This is a genomic window from Pandoraea pneumonica (genome assembly GCF_049918595.1).
Taxonomy (GTDB): domain Bacteria; phylum Pseudomonadota; class Gammaproteobacteria; order Burkholderiales; family Burkholderiaceae; genus Pandoraea; species Pandoraea pneumonica_A.
The window spans coordinates 1-15,190 of record NZ_JBNCRZ010000001.1; the positions used below are offsets into that span (position 1 = coordinate 1).

General features: G+C 59.1%; 16 protein-coding genes. 4 read left to right on the forward strand and 12 right to left on the reverse strand.

Annotated features, from left to right (window positions below; genetic code table 11):
• Nucleotides 1-244 precede the first annotated feature (244 nt).
• On the reverse strand, nucleotides 245-1,132 hold the full coding sequence (locus ACPWR9_RS00005; protein ID WP_426312091.1) for an alpha/beta fold hydrolase: 888 nt from the start codon (nucleotides 1,130-1,132) through the stop codon (nucleotides 245-247).
• Between the two features lie 114 nt (nucleotides 1,133-1,246).
• Here ACPWR9_RS00005 and ACPWR9_RS00010 point away from each other — a divergent pair, with 114 nt between their 5' ends.
• The 3 genes from ACPWR9_RS00010 (at nucleotide 1,247) to ACPWR9_RS00020 (ending at nucleotide 4,088) form a co-directional block, all read left to right on the forward strand.
• Nucleotides 1,247-2,134, forward strand: coding sequence for a LysR family transcriptional regulator (locus ACPWR9_RS00010; protein WP_426312092.1), 888 nt, complete (start codon nucleotides 1,247-1,249; stop codon nucleotides 2,132-2,134).
• A 298-nt stretch (nucleotides 2,135-2,432) separates the two neighbouring features.
• Nucleotides 2,433-3,269 carry an acid phosphatase gene (locus ACPWR9_RS00015; RefSeq protein WP_426312094.1) on the forward strand — a complete coding sequence of 279 codons (837 nt, stop codon included), beginning with the start codon at nucleotides 2,433-2,435 and terminating at the stop codon, nucleotides 3,267-3,269.
• Between the two features lie 51 nt (nucleotides 3,270-3,320).
• Complete coding sequence (locus ACPWR9_RS00020) at nucleotides 3,321-4,088, forward strand: hypothetical protein (RefSeq protein WP_426312096.1); 768 nt, start codon at nucleotides 3,321-3,323, stop codon at nucleotides 4,086-4,088.
• 80 nt (nucleotides 4,089-4,168) lie between these two features.
• Here the strand turns inward: ACPWR9_RS00020 and ACPWR9_RS00025 are convergent, their stop codons facing one another.
• The 7 genes from ACPWR9_RS00025 to ACPWR9_RS00055 all read right to left on the reverse strand — a co-directional run bounded on the left by ACPWR9_RS00025 (nucleotide 4,169) and on the right by ACPWR9_RS00055 (nucleotide 10,006).
• Nucleotides 4,169-5,209 (reverse strand): helix-turn-helix domain-containing protein, encoded by a 1,041-nt coding sequence (locus tag ACPWR9_RS00025; protein ID WP_426312098.1) that lies wholly within the window; start codon nucleotides 5,207-5,209, stop codon nucleotides 4,169-4,171.
• Between the two features lie 155 nt (nucleotides 5,210-5,364).
• On the reverse strand, nucleotides 5,365-6,024 hold the full coding sequence (locus ACPWR9_RS00030) for a hypothetical protein (RefSeq protein WP_426312099.1): 660 nt from the start codon (nucleotides 6,022-6,024) through the stop codon (nucleotides 5,365-5,367).
• 116 nt (nucleotides 6,025-6,140) lie between these two features.
• Entirely contained in the window at nucleotides 6,141-6,992 is an 852-nt protein-coding gene (locus ACPWR9_RS00035; protein ID WP_426332388.1) for an alpha/beta fold hydrolase, read from the reverse strand.
• Nucleotides 6,993-7,043: 51 nt separating this feature from the next.
• Entirely contained in the window at nucleotides 7,044-7,862 is an 819-nt protein-coding gene (locus tag ACPWR9_RS00040; RefSeq protein WP_426312103.1) for a hypothetical protein, read from the reverse strand.
• Entirely contained in the window at nucleotides 7,846-8,145 is a 300-nt protein-coding gene (locus ACPWR9_RS00045) for a hypothetical protein (protein ID WP_426312106.1), read from the reverse strand. Before ACPWR9_RS00045 ends, ACPWR9_RS00040 begins: the two co-directional genes overlap by 17 nt.
• A gap of 9 nt (nucleotides 8,146-8,154) precedes the next feature.
• Entirely contained in the window at nucleotides 8,155-8,979 is an 825-nt protein-coding gene (locus tag ACPWR9_RS00050; RefSeq protein WP_426312108.1) for an aspartate dehydrogenase, read from the reverse strand.
• A 91-nt stretch (nucleotides 8,980-9,070) separates the two neighbouring features.
• Nucleotides 9,071-10,006: a hypothetical protein gene (locus ACPWR9_RS00055; protein WP_426312110.1), complete on the reverse strand. Its 936-nt coding sequence runs from the start codon at nucleotides 10,004-10,006 to the stop codon at nucleotides 9,071-9,073.
• Nucleotides 10,007-10,326: 320 nt separating this feature from the next.
• Here ACPWR9_RS00055 and ACPWR9_RS00060 point away from each other — a divergent pair, with 320 nt between their 5' ends.
• Complete coding sequence (locus ACPWR9_RS00060; protein ID WP_426312112.1) at nucleotides 10,327-11,316, forward strand: LysR substrate-binding domain-containing protein; 990 nt, start codon at nucleotides 10,327-10,329, stop codon at nucleotides 11,314-11,316.
• Here ACPWR9_RS00060 and ACPWR9_RS00065 read toward each other — a convergent pair.
• The 4 genes from ACPWR9_RS00065 to ACPWR9_RS00080 are packed head-to-tail and all read right to left on the reverse strand — an operon-like array spanning nucleotide 11,280 to nucleotide 15,162.
• Nucleotides 11,280-12,557: a Rieske 2Fe-2S domain-containing protein gene (locus ACPWR9_RS00065; protein ID WP_426312114.1), complete on the reverse strand. Its 1,278-nt coding sequence runs from the start codon at nucleotides 12,555-12,557 to the stop codon at nucleotides 11,280-11,282. The genes ACPWR9_RS00060 and ACPWR9_RS00065 overlap by 37 nt on opposite strands.
• 59 nt (nucleotides 12,558-12,616) lie before the next feature.
• The gene (locus tag ACPWR9_RS00070) at nucleotides 12,617-12,934 is read right to left on the reverse strand and encodes a non-heme iron oxygenase ferredoxin subunit (RefSeq protein ID WP_426312116.1); all 318 of its coding nucleotides are present in this window, start codon (nucleotides 12,932-12,934) and stop codon (nucleotides 12,617-12,619) included.
• 18 nt (nucleotides 12,935-12,952) lie between these two features.
• Nucleotides 12,953-13,894, reverse strand: a complete 942-nt coding sequence (locus tag ACPWR9_RS00075) for a 2-hydroxyacid dehydrogenase (protein WP_426312119.1) — start codon at nucleotides 13,892-13,894, stop codon at nucleotides 12,953-12,955.
• Nucleotides 13,895-13,902: 8 nt separating this feature from the next.
• Nucleotides 13,903-15,162, reverse strand: a complete 1,260-nt coding sequence (locus ACPWR9_RS00080; RefSeq protein ID WP_426312121.1) for an NAD(P)/FAD-dependent oxidoreductase — start codon at nucleotides 15,160-15,162, stop codon at nucleotides 13,903-13,905.
• Nucleotides 15,163-15,190: the final 28 nt, after the last annotated feature.

The following is a 15,190-nucleotide window of genomic DNA, read 5'->3' on the forward strand; positions in this document are numbered from 1 at the left end:
GCATCAGCAGCAGAGAAGTGAGATTATGTCGCAGCTTCTCGTCGTCGTCAACAGTTTTTTTCGCTTCTTTTCGCTCGCCGCCGTAGCGACTCACAAGCTCCAAAACCACTAACCACCGGGCTTTCCAGCCCGTCGCATCTTCCTGCTTCGCTGCATTCGCTGCGTCGCTGTCGTTGCGAGAGACGAGATATTAGTCACCTTCTTCGATGCGCGCAAGGGGTTTGTGAAACTTTTTTGAAGGTGCTTATTTTGCAGGCACATCGAGGAATGGCAACACCCGCGCAAGCAACTGGTCCGGCGCCTCTTCAGGAAGATAGTGTCCGCACGGCAGCGCCTCGCCTTCTACCTGCGGCGCGTACGCCTGCCACTCTTTAATAGGATCGAAGCACTGTTCGATCACGCCGTGCGCGCCCCAGAGCGCTAAGAAAGGACAACGGATCTGCTGTCCTGACGCCAACGACGCCCGGTCGTGCGCTAGATCGATCGTCACGCTCGCCCGGTAGTCCTCGCACATGCCGTGCGCGGTGGCCGGGTCCTGAAGGCAGCGCAGGTATTCCGCGTACGCCTCTTTAGTAAAGGGCGCCAAGCCAGCACTGCGTGCGCCCATCGTCTGACGTAGATAGAGATCGGGATCGGCGCGAATCAACGTCTCGGGGAACGGCGCCGGGCGCACAAGCATGAACCAGTGCCAATAAGCGCGGGCGAAATCGAAGGATGTCTTTTCGTACATCGCCAGCGTCGGCGCCACATCTAATGTAATCAAACGCGTCACGACGTCCGGATGATCAAGCGCCATACGCGCCGCCACACGCCCGCCGCGGTCATGCGCGAGCACGGAAAATGACGAGAACCCGTGGTGTCGCATTAATTCGACCTGATCAAGCGCCATTCGCCGTTTGGCGTAATTCTCGTGCCCCGCATCCCCGACTGGCTTTCCGCTATCGCCATAGCCGCGCAGATCCGCTGCGATCACCGTGAAATGTTCCGCCAGCTTCGGCGCCACCTTGTGCCAGATGACGTGCGTCTGCGGATGCCCGTGCAATAACAGCAGCGCCGGGCCCTGTCCGCCACGGATGGCGTGAATGTTGATGCCGTCGACTTGGACGGACGCGTCAGTAAATCCTTCGAACATCGTTGCCTCCCGAAACCGTTTTGAGTCTAATTGATGCCTCAGGCGATTGGGTTTCCATAAAGTAATTCCACTCGTTACCATTTGGAATGAATAACGACGGCAAAAGGCTCTTATATGGATGGTTTTTCGGAACTGCGACTATTTGCGCTGGTGGCGCGCCACGGCAATCTCGCGGCGGCCGCCCGGGAGCTCGGGGTGACACCGCCCGCAGTGAGCAAGCGGCTCGCGCAATTGGAGCGCCGGCTCGGGGTTCGACTGATGAACCGGACGACGCGGCGGCTGAGCCTCACGCCTGAGGGTGAGCTGTATCTATCTAATGGTGCGCGTCTGCTCGACGGATTGACCGAGTTAGAACAACTCGTCACGCGCAGTCGCGCGGAGCCGACCGGCTTGCTCCGCGTGAACGCCTCCTTCGGCTTCGGCCGCGCGCGGTTGGTCCCCGCCATCTCGGACTTCGTCGCGCAGCACGCTGCGATGAAGATTCAACTGCACCTGAGCGACCGCCCGGTGAGCTTGCAGGACGAAGGCTTCGACGTCGGTATCCGCTTTGGCGAAATCCCTGCCGCTCGGCTGAATGCTCGGAGGCTCATGCGCAATCGTCGCATCGTCTGCGCGTCACCCGCCTATCTGAAGCGTCATGGCGCGCCATCCACGCCGCACGATCTGACACAGCACGCTTGCCTCGTCATTCGCGAGAATGAGTCGGCCTTCGGCAGTTGGCATTTCTCGCGAGGCAAGCGCGTTGAGACGGTCAAAGTCGATGGGCCGCTTGCCAGTAACGATGGCAGTGCCGTCCTGCATTGGGCGCTCGAGGGCCGTGGCATCGCCGTGCGGTCCGAATGGGAGATCGATGAGCACCTGGCGCGCGGCGACCTCGTCGCTCTGCTGGACGATTGGGCGTTACCGAACGCCGACATCCATGCGATTTATCTCGAGCGCCACCAGTTGTCGGTCAAGCTGCGCACCTTCCTCGACTTTCTGGTCGCTCGGTTTAAGGCGTAGTCATCGCGGACGGCTAGCTCGTGACAAGGCATAGGAGACGCCTATACAGGACGAACATTCCCCAGTTCTGTCTCTTTATCCCTTGCGATTTGTCTCACCGCACTGCCCGCGCCGTCTTTTCCGAAGGCTCCGCGGGTAAAGTCGCGAGCAGGATCGCACAAGCCACCTTGTTATAAAAGAACACGACTCACTAGATAACTTGTTATCCGGAGTACGAATAAAACTGGCGAAAGGTATCAAGGTCGCTGTCCTGCTATTCCAAGACACATGACCTTCAATTCCAAGAGACCTATCGCCCATGCGCTCGCAACTTCGCAAGAGAATCACTGCTTTGTCGGTTGTCGTCGTCGGCATGCAAGCTGGCATTTCGATTGCTAAAGACAACACGCCGGGCCCGAGTCCCGAAGTTACCGATCCGCACTTCCAGTTAGCGCCCGGCTATATCCAGCCCAAAGACTTACCCAATAGTTTGGAATTGCTAGGACCACCACCCGCCGACGGCAGCGCAGCACTCGCCCGTGACGAAGCGGCGCGGGAAGCAACGATCCCGCTGCGTGGTAAGCCACGCTCTGAATTGGCCCGTCTGGACGCCGATCTGAAGTTTCCGCAGCCCGCGAAGAATTTCTCCTGCGCGATGGGCGTCGATATCAGCGAAAAGAAGACGCCGCATCTCTACCGCCTGATGCAGCGCGTGCTGACGGATGCGGGGCTGTCGACTTATGGCGTAAAGAACACCTACAACCGCACGCGCCCGTTCGTGGTTCACAACGAAGGCACCTGCTTTCCTGAGCAAGAACCGTTGCTGCGCAATGACGGTTCTTACCCGTCGGGACACACTGCCGCAGGCTGGGCGTGGGCACTCATTTTGTCTGAAATCAATCCCGGTCGATCCGATGCGCTATTGCGGCGCGGTCTGGAATTCGGCCAAAGCCGGGTCATTTGCAATGCGCATTGGCAAAGCGACGTGGACGCGGGACGCACCATGGGTGCGGCGACGGTCGCCAAGCTTCACACCAATGCGGCATTTCTTGCCGATCTGAAAGCGGCGCGCAAAGAAGTGTTAGCCCAGCAGTCGAAGGGCGCGTCATCGCAGTTGAACTGTGCGAGCGAAGCGGCAGCCTTGTCGGGTCAATAAGCCGTTTATCGAACCGATTGACTGACAGACAAGATGCCGAATCAGCGCACCATGAAATCATTTATCGCGACGGCGACGCTGTTGAGCGCCCTATCGGGGATTCACACTCAGGCATTCGCAGCGGACGCGCTTTCCGTCCCGCCAACGCTTTTAACTAACGCATCGCCGAATGCTGAGCGTTGGACGTTAAGTGCCAGCCCATACCTCTGGGCTGCCGGAATACACGGCAACGTCGGACAGTTCGGCATGGCCGCGAGTCATATCAGTTCCGACTTCGGCGACATTCTCAAGAATGTCGACCTGTCGTTCATGGCGGGAGCCGAAGCGCGATATGGCCGCTACGGTTTGCTTGCAGACGTGATGTATGGACGCGTCTCTACCGGCGGGAAATTCGATGTCACGTCGAAGACATTCACCAGCTTTCTAGGCGGCACCTACAACATCCTCGCCAACGGCCAGACTCGACTTGATTTAGTCGCAGGCGCACGCGTCTGGTATGCGAGCACCGACATCGACATCACTGCGGGCGCGCTCAACGGAAAGCGCCGCAGCGATAGCGCGACGTGGGTCGATGCGGTTGCGGGAGTCCGAGGAAACTACTTCTTGACCGACAACTGGTATCTGACAGGCTGGGGCGTCGTCGGGTCAGGACAGGCGGATCTAGATTGGGATGTGACGGCGGCTGTCGGATATCAATTCAAAGAAAGCTGGTCCGTCATGTTCGGATACCGCGCGCTCGGCGTTAAATACAACAAGAGCGGCTTCGTTTATAACGTTGTTCAACAGGGGCCGATCATTGGCCTGAGGTACCGATTTTGAGCCAACGACACATGACATGTTGTCGCGACTGGTGGCCTCGCAAATCGACAGCGGGGCACCGAGGCAGCCTTTCCCCTCTATTACTTATGCGTCTGCCGCGCGACTGAATGCCCGCTGAACGCCGCGAAGTGAGTCGATAGATGACCGGCGCCGTCAGTTAAAGACGCGATGTATTGCCCCTGTTCGCGCGCGTCATCAGGCGTCACCCCGAAGTTCGCAGCGAATGCCTTGCGAAACTTCCCCGCATCCGCAAATGCGAAATCGGCCGCAATGGCCGACGTTGATCTTGCCGTCCTGCTCGGATCAAGCAACGCCCGGTAGGCCGCGTTAAGACGCTTGTTTCGGATGACGCTCACAATTCCGCCGTCATCCGCGAACGTGCGATACAGATGCGCACGCGAAATGCGAAACCGTTGCGTGAGAAGCTCGGGACCAAGGTCTGGATGCGTGAGATTGCTATCGATGAAAGCCAGCAAACGCTCACGTAACGCACGCCCAAGCACGGATATCGGCTCGGCATGTGCGGGCGGCGCATTCGCAAGGCCTGCGGCGAGCAGCGTCATGAGCGCGTCCTGCACCGCGATGTCTTCGCTGGCCGACAGGCTCGCGGAAATCTCGTGCAAGCCTTGAAGGTAATCAATGAGTAATCTCGTCAGCGGCAGACCGGCTTTCAGCACGAAGCCGTGCAGATCACGCGAACCCAACAACTTCTCGACACTCGCACGCGGAACCGTCGTAGCCACTCGCACGCCCGCGTCAACTTCGCACGTATAGGTTCGCGCAAGATCGATGACACAGATTCCACCCGGTGCGGCGACGACATCTTTCCCAGCAAAGTCACCGTGAATTGATCCAGCCGCCAACACGTGAATCAAGTAATGATCGAGGCCGCCTTGCGCGATAGTTCGTTTGTCGCGCACATAGCGCTGCGCGTTGAATCTTGTTGATCCGAGCGTCATTCCACCAACGGTGCGGATCAACATCGCGCCTTCCAACGGGACCGCATTCGAAGTCTTGGAGCGCATGGTCTCGACAAATGGACGCGTCACTTCACGCCAAAAGTCGTCGCGTAACGACGGTTCGATCGAATCCGTTGAAATCCGAATTTCCGTGTTTGCCATGACGCGCTTCCCCGTTGGAGGTCATTCTTCAATCTCCAACGGGTCCACCGAGCGAATGGCGAGCCTATTGAAAATCAAGAGCCTTATAAGACGCTTGATTTTATGGTGTTTTGCGACGCTTGTGGCAAGTACGTGAGCGTGGAATTCTCAATGACCTAGGCAGCCGTCAACAACGGCTTCATTCGGTATCGATAGTTCATCCAGAAGAACCATCCAATGGTGAGCAACCCAACAATCGACGGAGCGATTTGAGAGTATGGTTGACCAAAGCGAATGACATTGCCGACGAACGCCGAAATCATGGCGAACAGAGAGGCGACGAGTTTGTAGATGTGCTCGTAACGCCACAGATTCGCATGCCACGCCTTTGGAAATGTCCAGCGCAAAAACTCATAAAAAACTAAGAGCGCTAGCGTCCCGAGCGACGAATATACGACCACGTTTGACGTGCTGCCTGTCGAAGGGGAAGACAGCACCTGCTTCAGTAGCAGACCACCGAACAAGCTTGCACATGACGCAAGAAGCAAATCGACTCTGTTCGGCCCTAGATCCTTGGTGTAGATCACATGCCAACCGCTTAGTAGCTGAAATGCCACCAGAACGGTCAGCACTGCAAACATGGGAATGAAGCGAAAAAACACGCTGCCGATCACCGCTGAGAGACACACGGCAAGCGTGAAATAGGTGAAGACGCGCCCCATTTTCCTGTGCACGACCGTTCCTTTGGTCGTGAACAGGATAAAAAATCCGATACCCATCGCGCAAACACCCGCCGCCACATGCGCAATCAAATTGATGAGGTGTGGCACTGTCATTTGAAATGATCCCGTGATATCAATGCTTTCGTATGTGTTGGTACCGCATACACGTTCAAAACGTCCGTGAAAGCGTAATACGCATTGATGTCACGTTGACGGCAGGTCGCTACGGCTTAACACGCAACGAAGGCGGGGTCCGTCAAAAAGCCCAGCGTCATCACCGCAAACTCTTGCGGCGCTTCAATCATCACCCAGTGCCCGACGTGAGGCACGATGAATCCCCACGAGTTATCCAATAACTCCAGATAACCGTACGTTCGAGCCAGCACCGCCACTTTGTCCTCCTTCCCGCCGACGACAAGGGTCGGCGTCTTCACTGACGCAATCTGCTCGCGCTCATAAGTCAGTTTGGCCCGGGTGATTTGCTGAATCGCCTGCCGGGCGTCCTCGTTCTGCATGATCTCGTGGCGATATTGCACGATCACCGGATCGACAACGTGACGAGATCCCACCATCGCGCGCATGATCCGCTGCATGGCCTCAAGCGTGAAGTCGTAGCCTTGCAGGTTCTTGATATACGACGGATCCGGATTAGCGATATTCAGTCCTGCGCTCCCCATCAAAATGAGCCTTTCGACGCGTTCCGGATGGTCGATCGCCAGCCCAAGCCCCGTCGCCCCGCCCATCGAATTCCCAATGATCCTGACGCGCTCAAGACCAAGCGCATCGATGAATCCGAGCAAATGGCGATTGCGGTTCTGTTGCGTGTACTCGTACACGTCGGGAGACGGTTTCGCAGAACGACCGAAGCCCGGCATATCGTAGGCAATCACGCGAAAGTGCTTTGCGTAAGCGTCCAGGCAGCCACGCCAGTTGCCCCAGCTGTCAGCGCCGGCGCCACCACCATGGATCAAGATCAGAGGGTCGCCGTGTCCAATGTCGAGGTAATGCGTTTCGATGCCATTCACATCGACCGTGTGACTTGCCGCCTGAATATCAGCAGGCAGAGAGGGATAACTCATCATCAAACCTTCTTCAAATGTTTAGAGAAACAACGAGTCGCGGGTGGATGAAAATTACGCCTCATCCAGATGCATGAGCACGCCGCCCATGCCGGTCCACCACGCGGTCATTTCTTCGTAATAGACCTGTTCGCCCACGCTCGCCCCTGTCGTACCGGCCATGAATGCCCAAGTGGCCATCTCGAGTCCGCCGTTTCCGCCGTCCCTGATGATCTCGTCGAACGACAAGTCCGCCAGTTCGGCACCACGCCCGGTCGCGACCCGTTCGATCAATTCACGATCCCATTTCGCATTCACGCGCCCTGAATCGGGCAAGCAGATCCAGTGCGAGAGCCCGCCCGTCGCCAAAACCGCGACACGCTCGCGCGCCGGTCGCGCGGTTTCCACAAATTCCCGCACAGCCTTGCCCAACGCAAAGCTCCGCGCGCAAGTCGGTGCAGGTGTCATCACGGTATTGATGTAGATCGGCACGACCGGCACGTTCATGCTGCGATTGATGATCGCGTTTGGCATGGCAAGCCCGTGATCCGGCTTAACGTTCTCGACCGCAACAAGATCGAAATTCTTCGTCGCGGCAAACGCGACGAGTTCCGTGGCAAACGTCCGATGTCCCGGAAACGGCTGCCGGGGCACGCCAAGATCGCCGTAGGGACACCACTCGTCCGAGATACCGACAGCGAGCGGAATCTGGAAATCGAGCGAGAAGTTGACGAGATGGTCGCTGGTGGCAATCAGGATCACATCGGGCTTCGATGCCTGAATCGCCTGCCCAATTCGGTCGATGCCGTCGAAGATGCGCTGCGCTTGCGCCTCCACCCCATCCGCCACGCCGAACGTGTGAGACGTGGCCGCGGCACTAACAATCTTTCCCATCGCCAAGACCTTGTTGTTGAAGAAACGGAGCAATCGACGCCGGGGCCAGCTTCAACAAGCCACAGGCACCGAGATACTTGAACTGCAAGTTCGGATGCACATCGAGTTCGCGCAGCGCTTTCGCTGGCTCGGCCTGCAATTGCACGCGTTGATCTGCGGGAATCCCGAATTCCTCGTGCACCTGATCCGGCGCCTCTCGCAGCCGGGCGACCAACTCGGGACGGTGCACGAGCGCGCTAATCAGCCGGTGCAGTTCCACAGGGGGGCGGCGTCGTACGCTCATGGCCGCGCCTCACGTTCCCACGCGCATCGGCGACGTCATTTTGCGCAGAAGCGCCAACACGCTTTGCGCCGTAATCCGCCCCGTGCGGGGGTTTTCGGTCGGAATGTTTTCGATCGACATGGAGAACAACGCCGCGTCCGATTCCACCGTGATGGTGTGCATGTTTCGCGTGATGTCCGGATCTGCCCAGATTTCCAGCTTCGTCTGATCGGGGCCAATGCCCGCCAGCGACAGCGCAACCACGACATTCAAATTCGCGGGGAAGCCCTTCGCCGCTTCGCGTGCTGTGCCGGAGAATATCCGCGTCTTCTCGGTGATTCCGTCGAGCACGATCCCTTGCTCTGCAAGATACGGCGCGCCCAAGAGTCCCTTGACGGGCTTACGCGTCACCATGTTCACCGACATGATTCGGCCTTCTGCCGCAGCGTTCACCGCATCCAGCCCCAGCAGCGCCCCGGTCGGAATCACGATCTGTCCGCCGTGCTCACGCGCAATGTCGATGAGTTCGTCGTTGTCGAGCAGTGCGCCGCAACTAAGTACGACAACCTGCTTCCCCAATTTGAGCGCGGGCGCAGCGATTTCCGGCAGAAGATGCGCCGGCGCGCATTCGATGACGACGTCGCAAATCTCGGCCATCTGGCTAAAGCTGGCGACGACGGGACGACTCCTCAGAGAAGCAGCCCACTCAGCAGCCGCTTTGCCATCACGCGCCGCGACGGCGACAAGCTCAATCCCCGGAATCCCCTCATCGAGCGCTTTCGCAATCGACTTACCTACCGTCCCCAGTACCGCCACACCCACTCGTTTCGTTTGACCGCTCGTATGCGCTTGCATATCTACTTTTCCCAATCCTCGAATTCACCGGCGTTATCAAGGGCAGCGGCCAAGGCTTTCACGCCGCTACCCGAAAACCAAAGGCTTAGCGTTACGACCAGGTCGCAAATGCCATGGCGCATCCGGTTCCGGCGGGGCTGCGATAGCACGGGATGTAGTCGATCAGATCCATCTTCATGCCGTCGACTGCACCGGCCAATGCCGACCAGCAACGGAACTCGGAATTGCCCGACTGAAGCTTTTGCAGCGGCAGTTGAGCGTGGACGTCAGGTCCCCCCGCCGCGAGGCGCTCGAGGAAATCGCGATCGAACGCTTCGTCGACGACGAAGTGACTCAGCCCGCCCGTCGACATAACAACCACCCGCAGGTCTTCGCTCCATGATTCGATCTGACGACGGATCGACTGCCCGATGCGATAGGCGCGCAGCGGCGACACGTTGTTAGGTGGGTAATAGGTGTTGATGCTGACCGGAATCGACGGGTAGATCTTCTCGGTCATGAGCTTGTAATAGACGTAGCCAAAGGAATGGCTCATTGCCTGCTGATCTTTAAAGTACTTCGACTGCGCAACATCGAAGCCGTCATCCATCATTCCGCGAATCAAACGCTCTGCGTATTGCGACGCAACGGGATAGTCCTTCGGCTCCTGCGGATACCAGAGCTCTTGATCGAGATCCGGGTCGTACTTCCACTTCATGATCCCCGTCGGACGATAAGGAATGGTCTCGCCCCAATACACCGACAGTGCCGGCATGTTGTCGTCGTGAAACACCTCTTTATGGTCGTCGCCAATGATCACGACGATGTCGGGGTTCACTTTGTTAAGCGTCTCGGCAAGTTGCGCCACAGCCGCTTGATTCTGCTTATGACGCTGCTCGAGTTTGGCGGGCGTGATCTCGTCCAGGATTGCCGGGTCGGCCTTTTCGAGCAACTCGCCATAGCTCACCCGAGCGCCTGAGTGATCGTGAAGCACAAAGAAATTTTGATCGTCAGTCGCGGCGCGGGCCAACCATGCGGATGGCTTCATCAAAAGGGTCGGACTATGAGAGGAACCGATGCCCATCACAATTTTTGCCATAGCGTTTTCTCTAGTATCGAATCCATTGAGTACTGTATACAGTGGAATCCGTAAGTGCCTGATAAATAAAGGACTCAAGCCACACAAATCGCGATTTTCTGTAATTTCGAACCTGCGCGACCTGTCGGATACGAGTCTGGATGGTAGGAGTTCACCTCTCCCATCAACAAACGATTTTTTCTGCGTCGGATGTGTGCATTTCGGAATGCGTCACTGATAAACACCGGTGCGGGAGCCCTGTCTCAAGCCTGTCGAACTTGGTACGTCATATGAGCTATCGTCTTCCCCCCTTGCTGGCCCTGCGCGCTTTCGAAGCGTCGACGCGGCACTTGTCCTTTACCAAAGCCGGAGAAGAGCTACATCTGACTCAGGGGGCGATCTCCCGGCAGATTCGGCTTCTCGAAAGTTTTCTCGGGCAAAAGCTGTTTGTCCGGCTGACGCGAAAGATCGAAATGACACCCGCCGGACGCGAGTACTTTCGATCGATTCAACAAGCGCTCGACATCATCTCCATGGCGACGCATCGCGCTGTGCGAGACACCCACCGCGTCGTCACGCTCGATGTCCTGCCAACGCTCGCCACGTGCTGGCTCATGCCGAGGCTGGCGCAATTCACCGAGGCGCACCGGGATATCGAAGTCCGGCTGATCTCGTCGATCGACCCCGTGAATCTGCACAGCGAGAAGGTGGATGTCGCCATCCGCGTGGGCAAGGTGCCCGGACAACGCTACGACCGGCGCGCGCCGCGCATCGATCTGGACATGACGGAGAACTGGAAGGACGTCTACGTCGAGCCGCTCTTCCCCGACATTCTTGTCCCCGTCGTCTCGCCGCATCTCATGGACGCAGTAGGCGCCATCAACGCGCCCGCCGACTTGCTGCAATACCGTCTGATCAATACGGCGAGCCGACGGCACGCGTGGCCGGATTGGCTGGCCTTGCACGGACTGCGTGTGCCGGACGACGCCAACCCGCTCGACTTCGGGCACTTCTTCATCACGCTGCAAGCCGTGAAGGATGGCAAGGGCGTGGCGCTTGTGCCGAAGGCGGTGCTGGAAAACTACGAGGGACGCGACGAGTTGGTGGTGCCGCCGCTAGGCGAGGTCACCAGCGCGGGGGCCTATCACTTATTGATGCGCGAGGGCGCTCAGGAAGATGGGGCTGTGCGTTCGCTGTGCGACTGGCTTGCAGGAGAAGCCAGTCGCTTGCGTTGCGAGATGGATCAACCCACGGTCGTGGCGGCCGAGGTGCCCGCCTGAAAATCGATGCCGTGTTCGAGAATGGCGGCCGTGGATCGAACGCGGTACCACTCGGGGTGGTGTGCGACGTCGAGCACACCCGCCGCTTCCCACTGCGTCGTCAGCTTTAGCAGCGCCTTACGGAAGCCGACGATGGCCGCGTCGCCTGAACCCAGATTCTCGCGCGACCGGTCGACGATAGGGCCCATGCTTTCCTGCACGGCAGTGTCCTGCATGCCGATGCCTTCGATGCCCGTCGAGCTATGCAGGCGCTGACGCAGACGGTCGATGCCGTAGTCCGTTTCTGCCGTCACCAGGGGGCGATACGAGCCGTCGTTCATCACATCCGAATGCACCGCGCCGTGGTCCAGTTCCTCCTGACTCAGCGGACGGTCACTATTCCACGTCATCGTGAACACCCAGCAATTCTCGTCGTCGATGGGCGTCCATGCATGCCCCATGTAGGCGCGTCCTTCCTTGATCGGCGCAATCATCGTGTAGAACGGCGCGAGAAACTGCGTGACGCGCCAGTAGTACGAGGTATCGCCCGCGTTGCGCCGAGCGCCGATGGCCATGCCGTAGTCGGTCGGGCGAACAAAGAACTTCGGCGCGGTGTCCGACGCCAGATACGGAATGGCGAGGTTGGGCGACACCTGCCGCTGGCGAAACGGCAGGTCGGGATGTTCCGCGTCGAGGTGACTGTGGAGAATGCCCACATGGCTGGAATCAATGCCGCCTTCCACCCCTTGCGCGTAATTCGTGCGCTGCAAGCGCTTCGTGATGAATCGAAAATCAGGCGGCACGAGTCCCCATTCGAGTTCGGGCGGCCGCTCGGGCATGTGCGCGGGATCGCCCATATACGCCCAGATGACGCCGCCCCACTCGATCACCGGATAGCTCTTGATGCGCGTATCGGCTTTCATGCGCGTATTCTCCGGCTCTGCTGGCATATCGATGATCGCACCGGTGACATCGAACTTCCAGCCGTGATACACGCAGCGCAGACCACACTCTTCGTTGCGCCCGAAGAAAAGGTCCACGCGGCGATGCGGGCAATAGCGATCGAGCAGGCCGATCTTGCCGTTGGTATCGCGAAACGCGACGAGGTCTTCCCCAAGCAAGCGAACGCGAATGGGCGGACAGTCCGGGCCGGGCAGTTCTTCCGGCATCAGGAACGGCATCCACATGCTTCTGAATGCCTTGCCCATCGGCGTGTCCGGGCCTACTCGACACAGTCGCTCGTTGTCTTCCTTACTGAACATACGTTTCCCCTCCGAAATTGAATCGACGCTTCCTGCCTGGCGTGTGACTAAGGGCAAGGTCAGTCGATGAGACCGAACAGCGCGTCGCCTTCTTCAATGACGCGGTAGGTTTTGAGTGGCACGGTGCACGGCTTCTCGACAGCCTCGCCCGAGCAGATATCGAATGCCCCGCCATGGAGCGGGCAAAAAATAGTGGTGCCTTGCAGATCGCCGCCCGAGAGCGCAACCATGCCGTGCGTGCAGAGATCCTCCGTCGCATAGAACTTCCCTTCGACGTGATAGACCGCGAGCCCGTCTTCGACCTCTTTCGGGCAGACCTGAATCACGCTCTCGCTCGGCACCTCCGCCTTGCGACACAAGAAAATCTTCTTTTCCATAAGCCTTACCTATTCCGTTCAATAGCCGCGAAGCACATCCACCCGACCGGTGGGCGTTCGGCCGTGTTCAATCTCATCGATCTTGCGCACCATCTGCTCGACGCTCTCCCCCAACCGCGTTTGCGCCGAGATGTGTGGCGTCATACCGATGCGTGGTTCTTTCCAAAAGGGATGACCGGCGGGAAGTGGTTCCTGCATGAAGACATCGAGGGTCGCGCCGGAGAGTTGTCCGTGCTCGATGGCCGAGAGAAGATCCTGCTCGACCAGATGCTCGCCGCGCGCCAAATTCACGACGTGCGCGCCTTTGGCAAGCCGCTGGAATGTCTGTGCGTTCAGCACCCCGAGGGTTTCCGGTGTGTTGGGCAGGAGATTGATCAGGACATGGGCGCCCTGAACGAACGAAGACCACTCGTCCTTGCCACTGAAACACTGCACGCCGTCCAACTGTTTCGGAGATCGGCTGTAGCCCCGGACTTGGAAGCCGAACGACGCCAGCCGACTGGCGACCGCTGCACCGAGGCTGCCCAAACCGAGTACGCCGACAATGAACTCGTCAGCCGCATGAACGGCGAGCGGCTGCCAGACGCCCTCGCGCTGCTGCTGCTCATACGCATCGAAGCGTCGGAAGCTTCGCAACGTCGCGTACGTGGCGTACTCGACCATCTGCGATGCCATGCCAGCGTCTTCGATCCGGTAGATGGGCACGTCCCGGCTCACCACCGTGGGGTCTTGCTCGACCGCTTTCAAAATCCAGTCGACCCCAGCCCCTACGTTGAAGAGGGCTTTCAGTCCGGTGCGCTTGCGCAGGGTCACTGGATCGGATTTCCAGACCAGCACGTAATCGGCCGGGGACACGTCGGCGTGGCCCCACTCCCGCACGTCGGCCCTCGGCAGTGCGTTTCGCAGCGCTTCGATCCAGGGCTTTGTATCCTTGCCCGTCATTGCAAATAGGATTCGCACGCTGCCCCCTACGCCGACTTGGCATCGAAACGCCGCTCGTCCCGCCACTTTGCCAAGTCGACGCTGGCATCGCGGAGCACTGAAACGGGGACTTTGGACGCCGACCTCACGAGCGCTTTGCCCGCCCGCATTTCGCGAGGCGCGCCCACGGCACTGACGCCAACAACCACGTCAGCCTGCAAGTGGAAGACGACGAACGCCCCGGTGGCGGGATCGCCACGCACGATGTTCTGCTCGCCAATGGCCACCCCGAATGACTGGAGGCTGAAGTCGTACTGATCCGACCAATAGCCGCTGATTTCTTCGTAGTCAGGCCCACCGCACACGATGGCCCGTCCGACGTGCTCGCCGTGGGCGACGGCGTGATGCCAGTTCTCCTGACGCTCCGGACGGCCCACACGGGCGTTGAAGTGAAACGCGACTTCCCCGGCTGCATAGATGTGCTCGTCGGAGGTTCGGCCGCGCCCGTCGACGCAGATTCCCGACGCGCACGTCTCGATGCCAGCGGCGTCGGCAAGAGCGACGTTCGGCACCACGCCGATGCCGACCACTACCGCATCCGCGTCGAGCGATTCGCCATTGGAGAGCGCCAGGCGGTAACCAGGCGCGCGTTCAGTGACCTCTCGAATCGAGACGCCGGTGCGAATGCGCACACCTCGTTCTTCGTGCTGCTTCACGACGAAATCGCAAACCTCGACGCAGGTTGCGCGAGCCATTGGACGGTCTCCCGCTTCCAGCACCGTCACGTCGATTCCCATGCCGTTGGCGACAGACGCCACCTCAAGACCGATAACGCCCGCGCCAACCACCGCGAGGCTCCGGATATTCGGCAGCGCCTCTCGCAATGCGATGGCATCAGAAATCCGACGCAGGTAAAACACGTGCTGCATACCGGGATGAAGCAAAGCAAGCGTGCGCAGCGAAGACCCGGTCGCCAGCACGAGCGTGCCGTACCCGAGGGACGTGCCGTCGGCGAACATGACCTGACGCGCGTCCCGATCAATACGCTGCGCCGCGTTGCCGAGGCGCAGATCGATGTCATGCGCGTCGTAAAACGCGTTGTCCCGCAACGAAATGTGGTCCGCCTCCGCCGCCTCTTGCAGCACCTTTTTGGAAAGCGGCGGACGGTCGTAAGGGGCCTCGCTCTCGTCTCCGCAGATGATGATTCGGCCGTCGAAGCCCGCCTTTCGCGCGCTTTCGGCGGCGTAGACGGCTGCGATGCCCGCGCCGATGATCACCATCGGCTCATTCTCGTGTGTATTTTTCATTGCTCACCTTGCGCCATTGAGCCTCGAC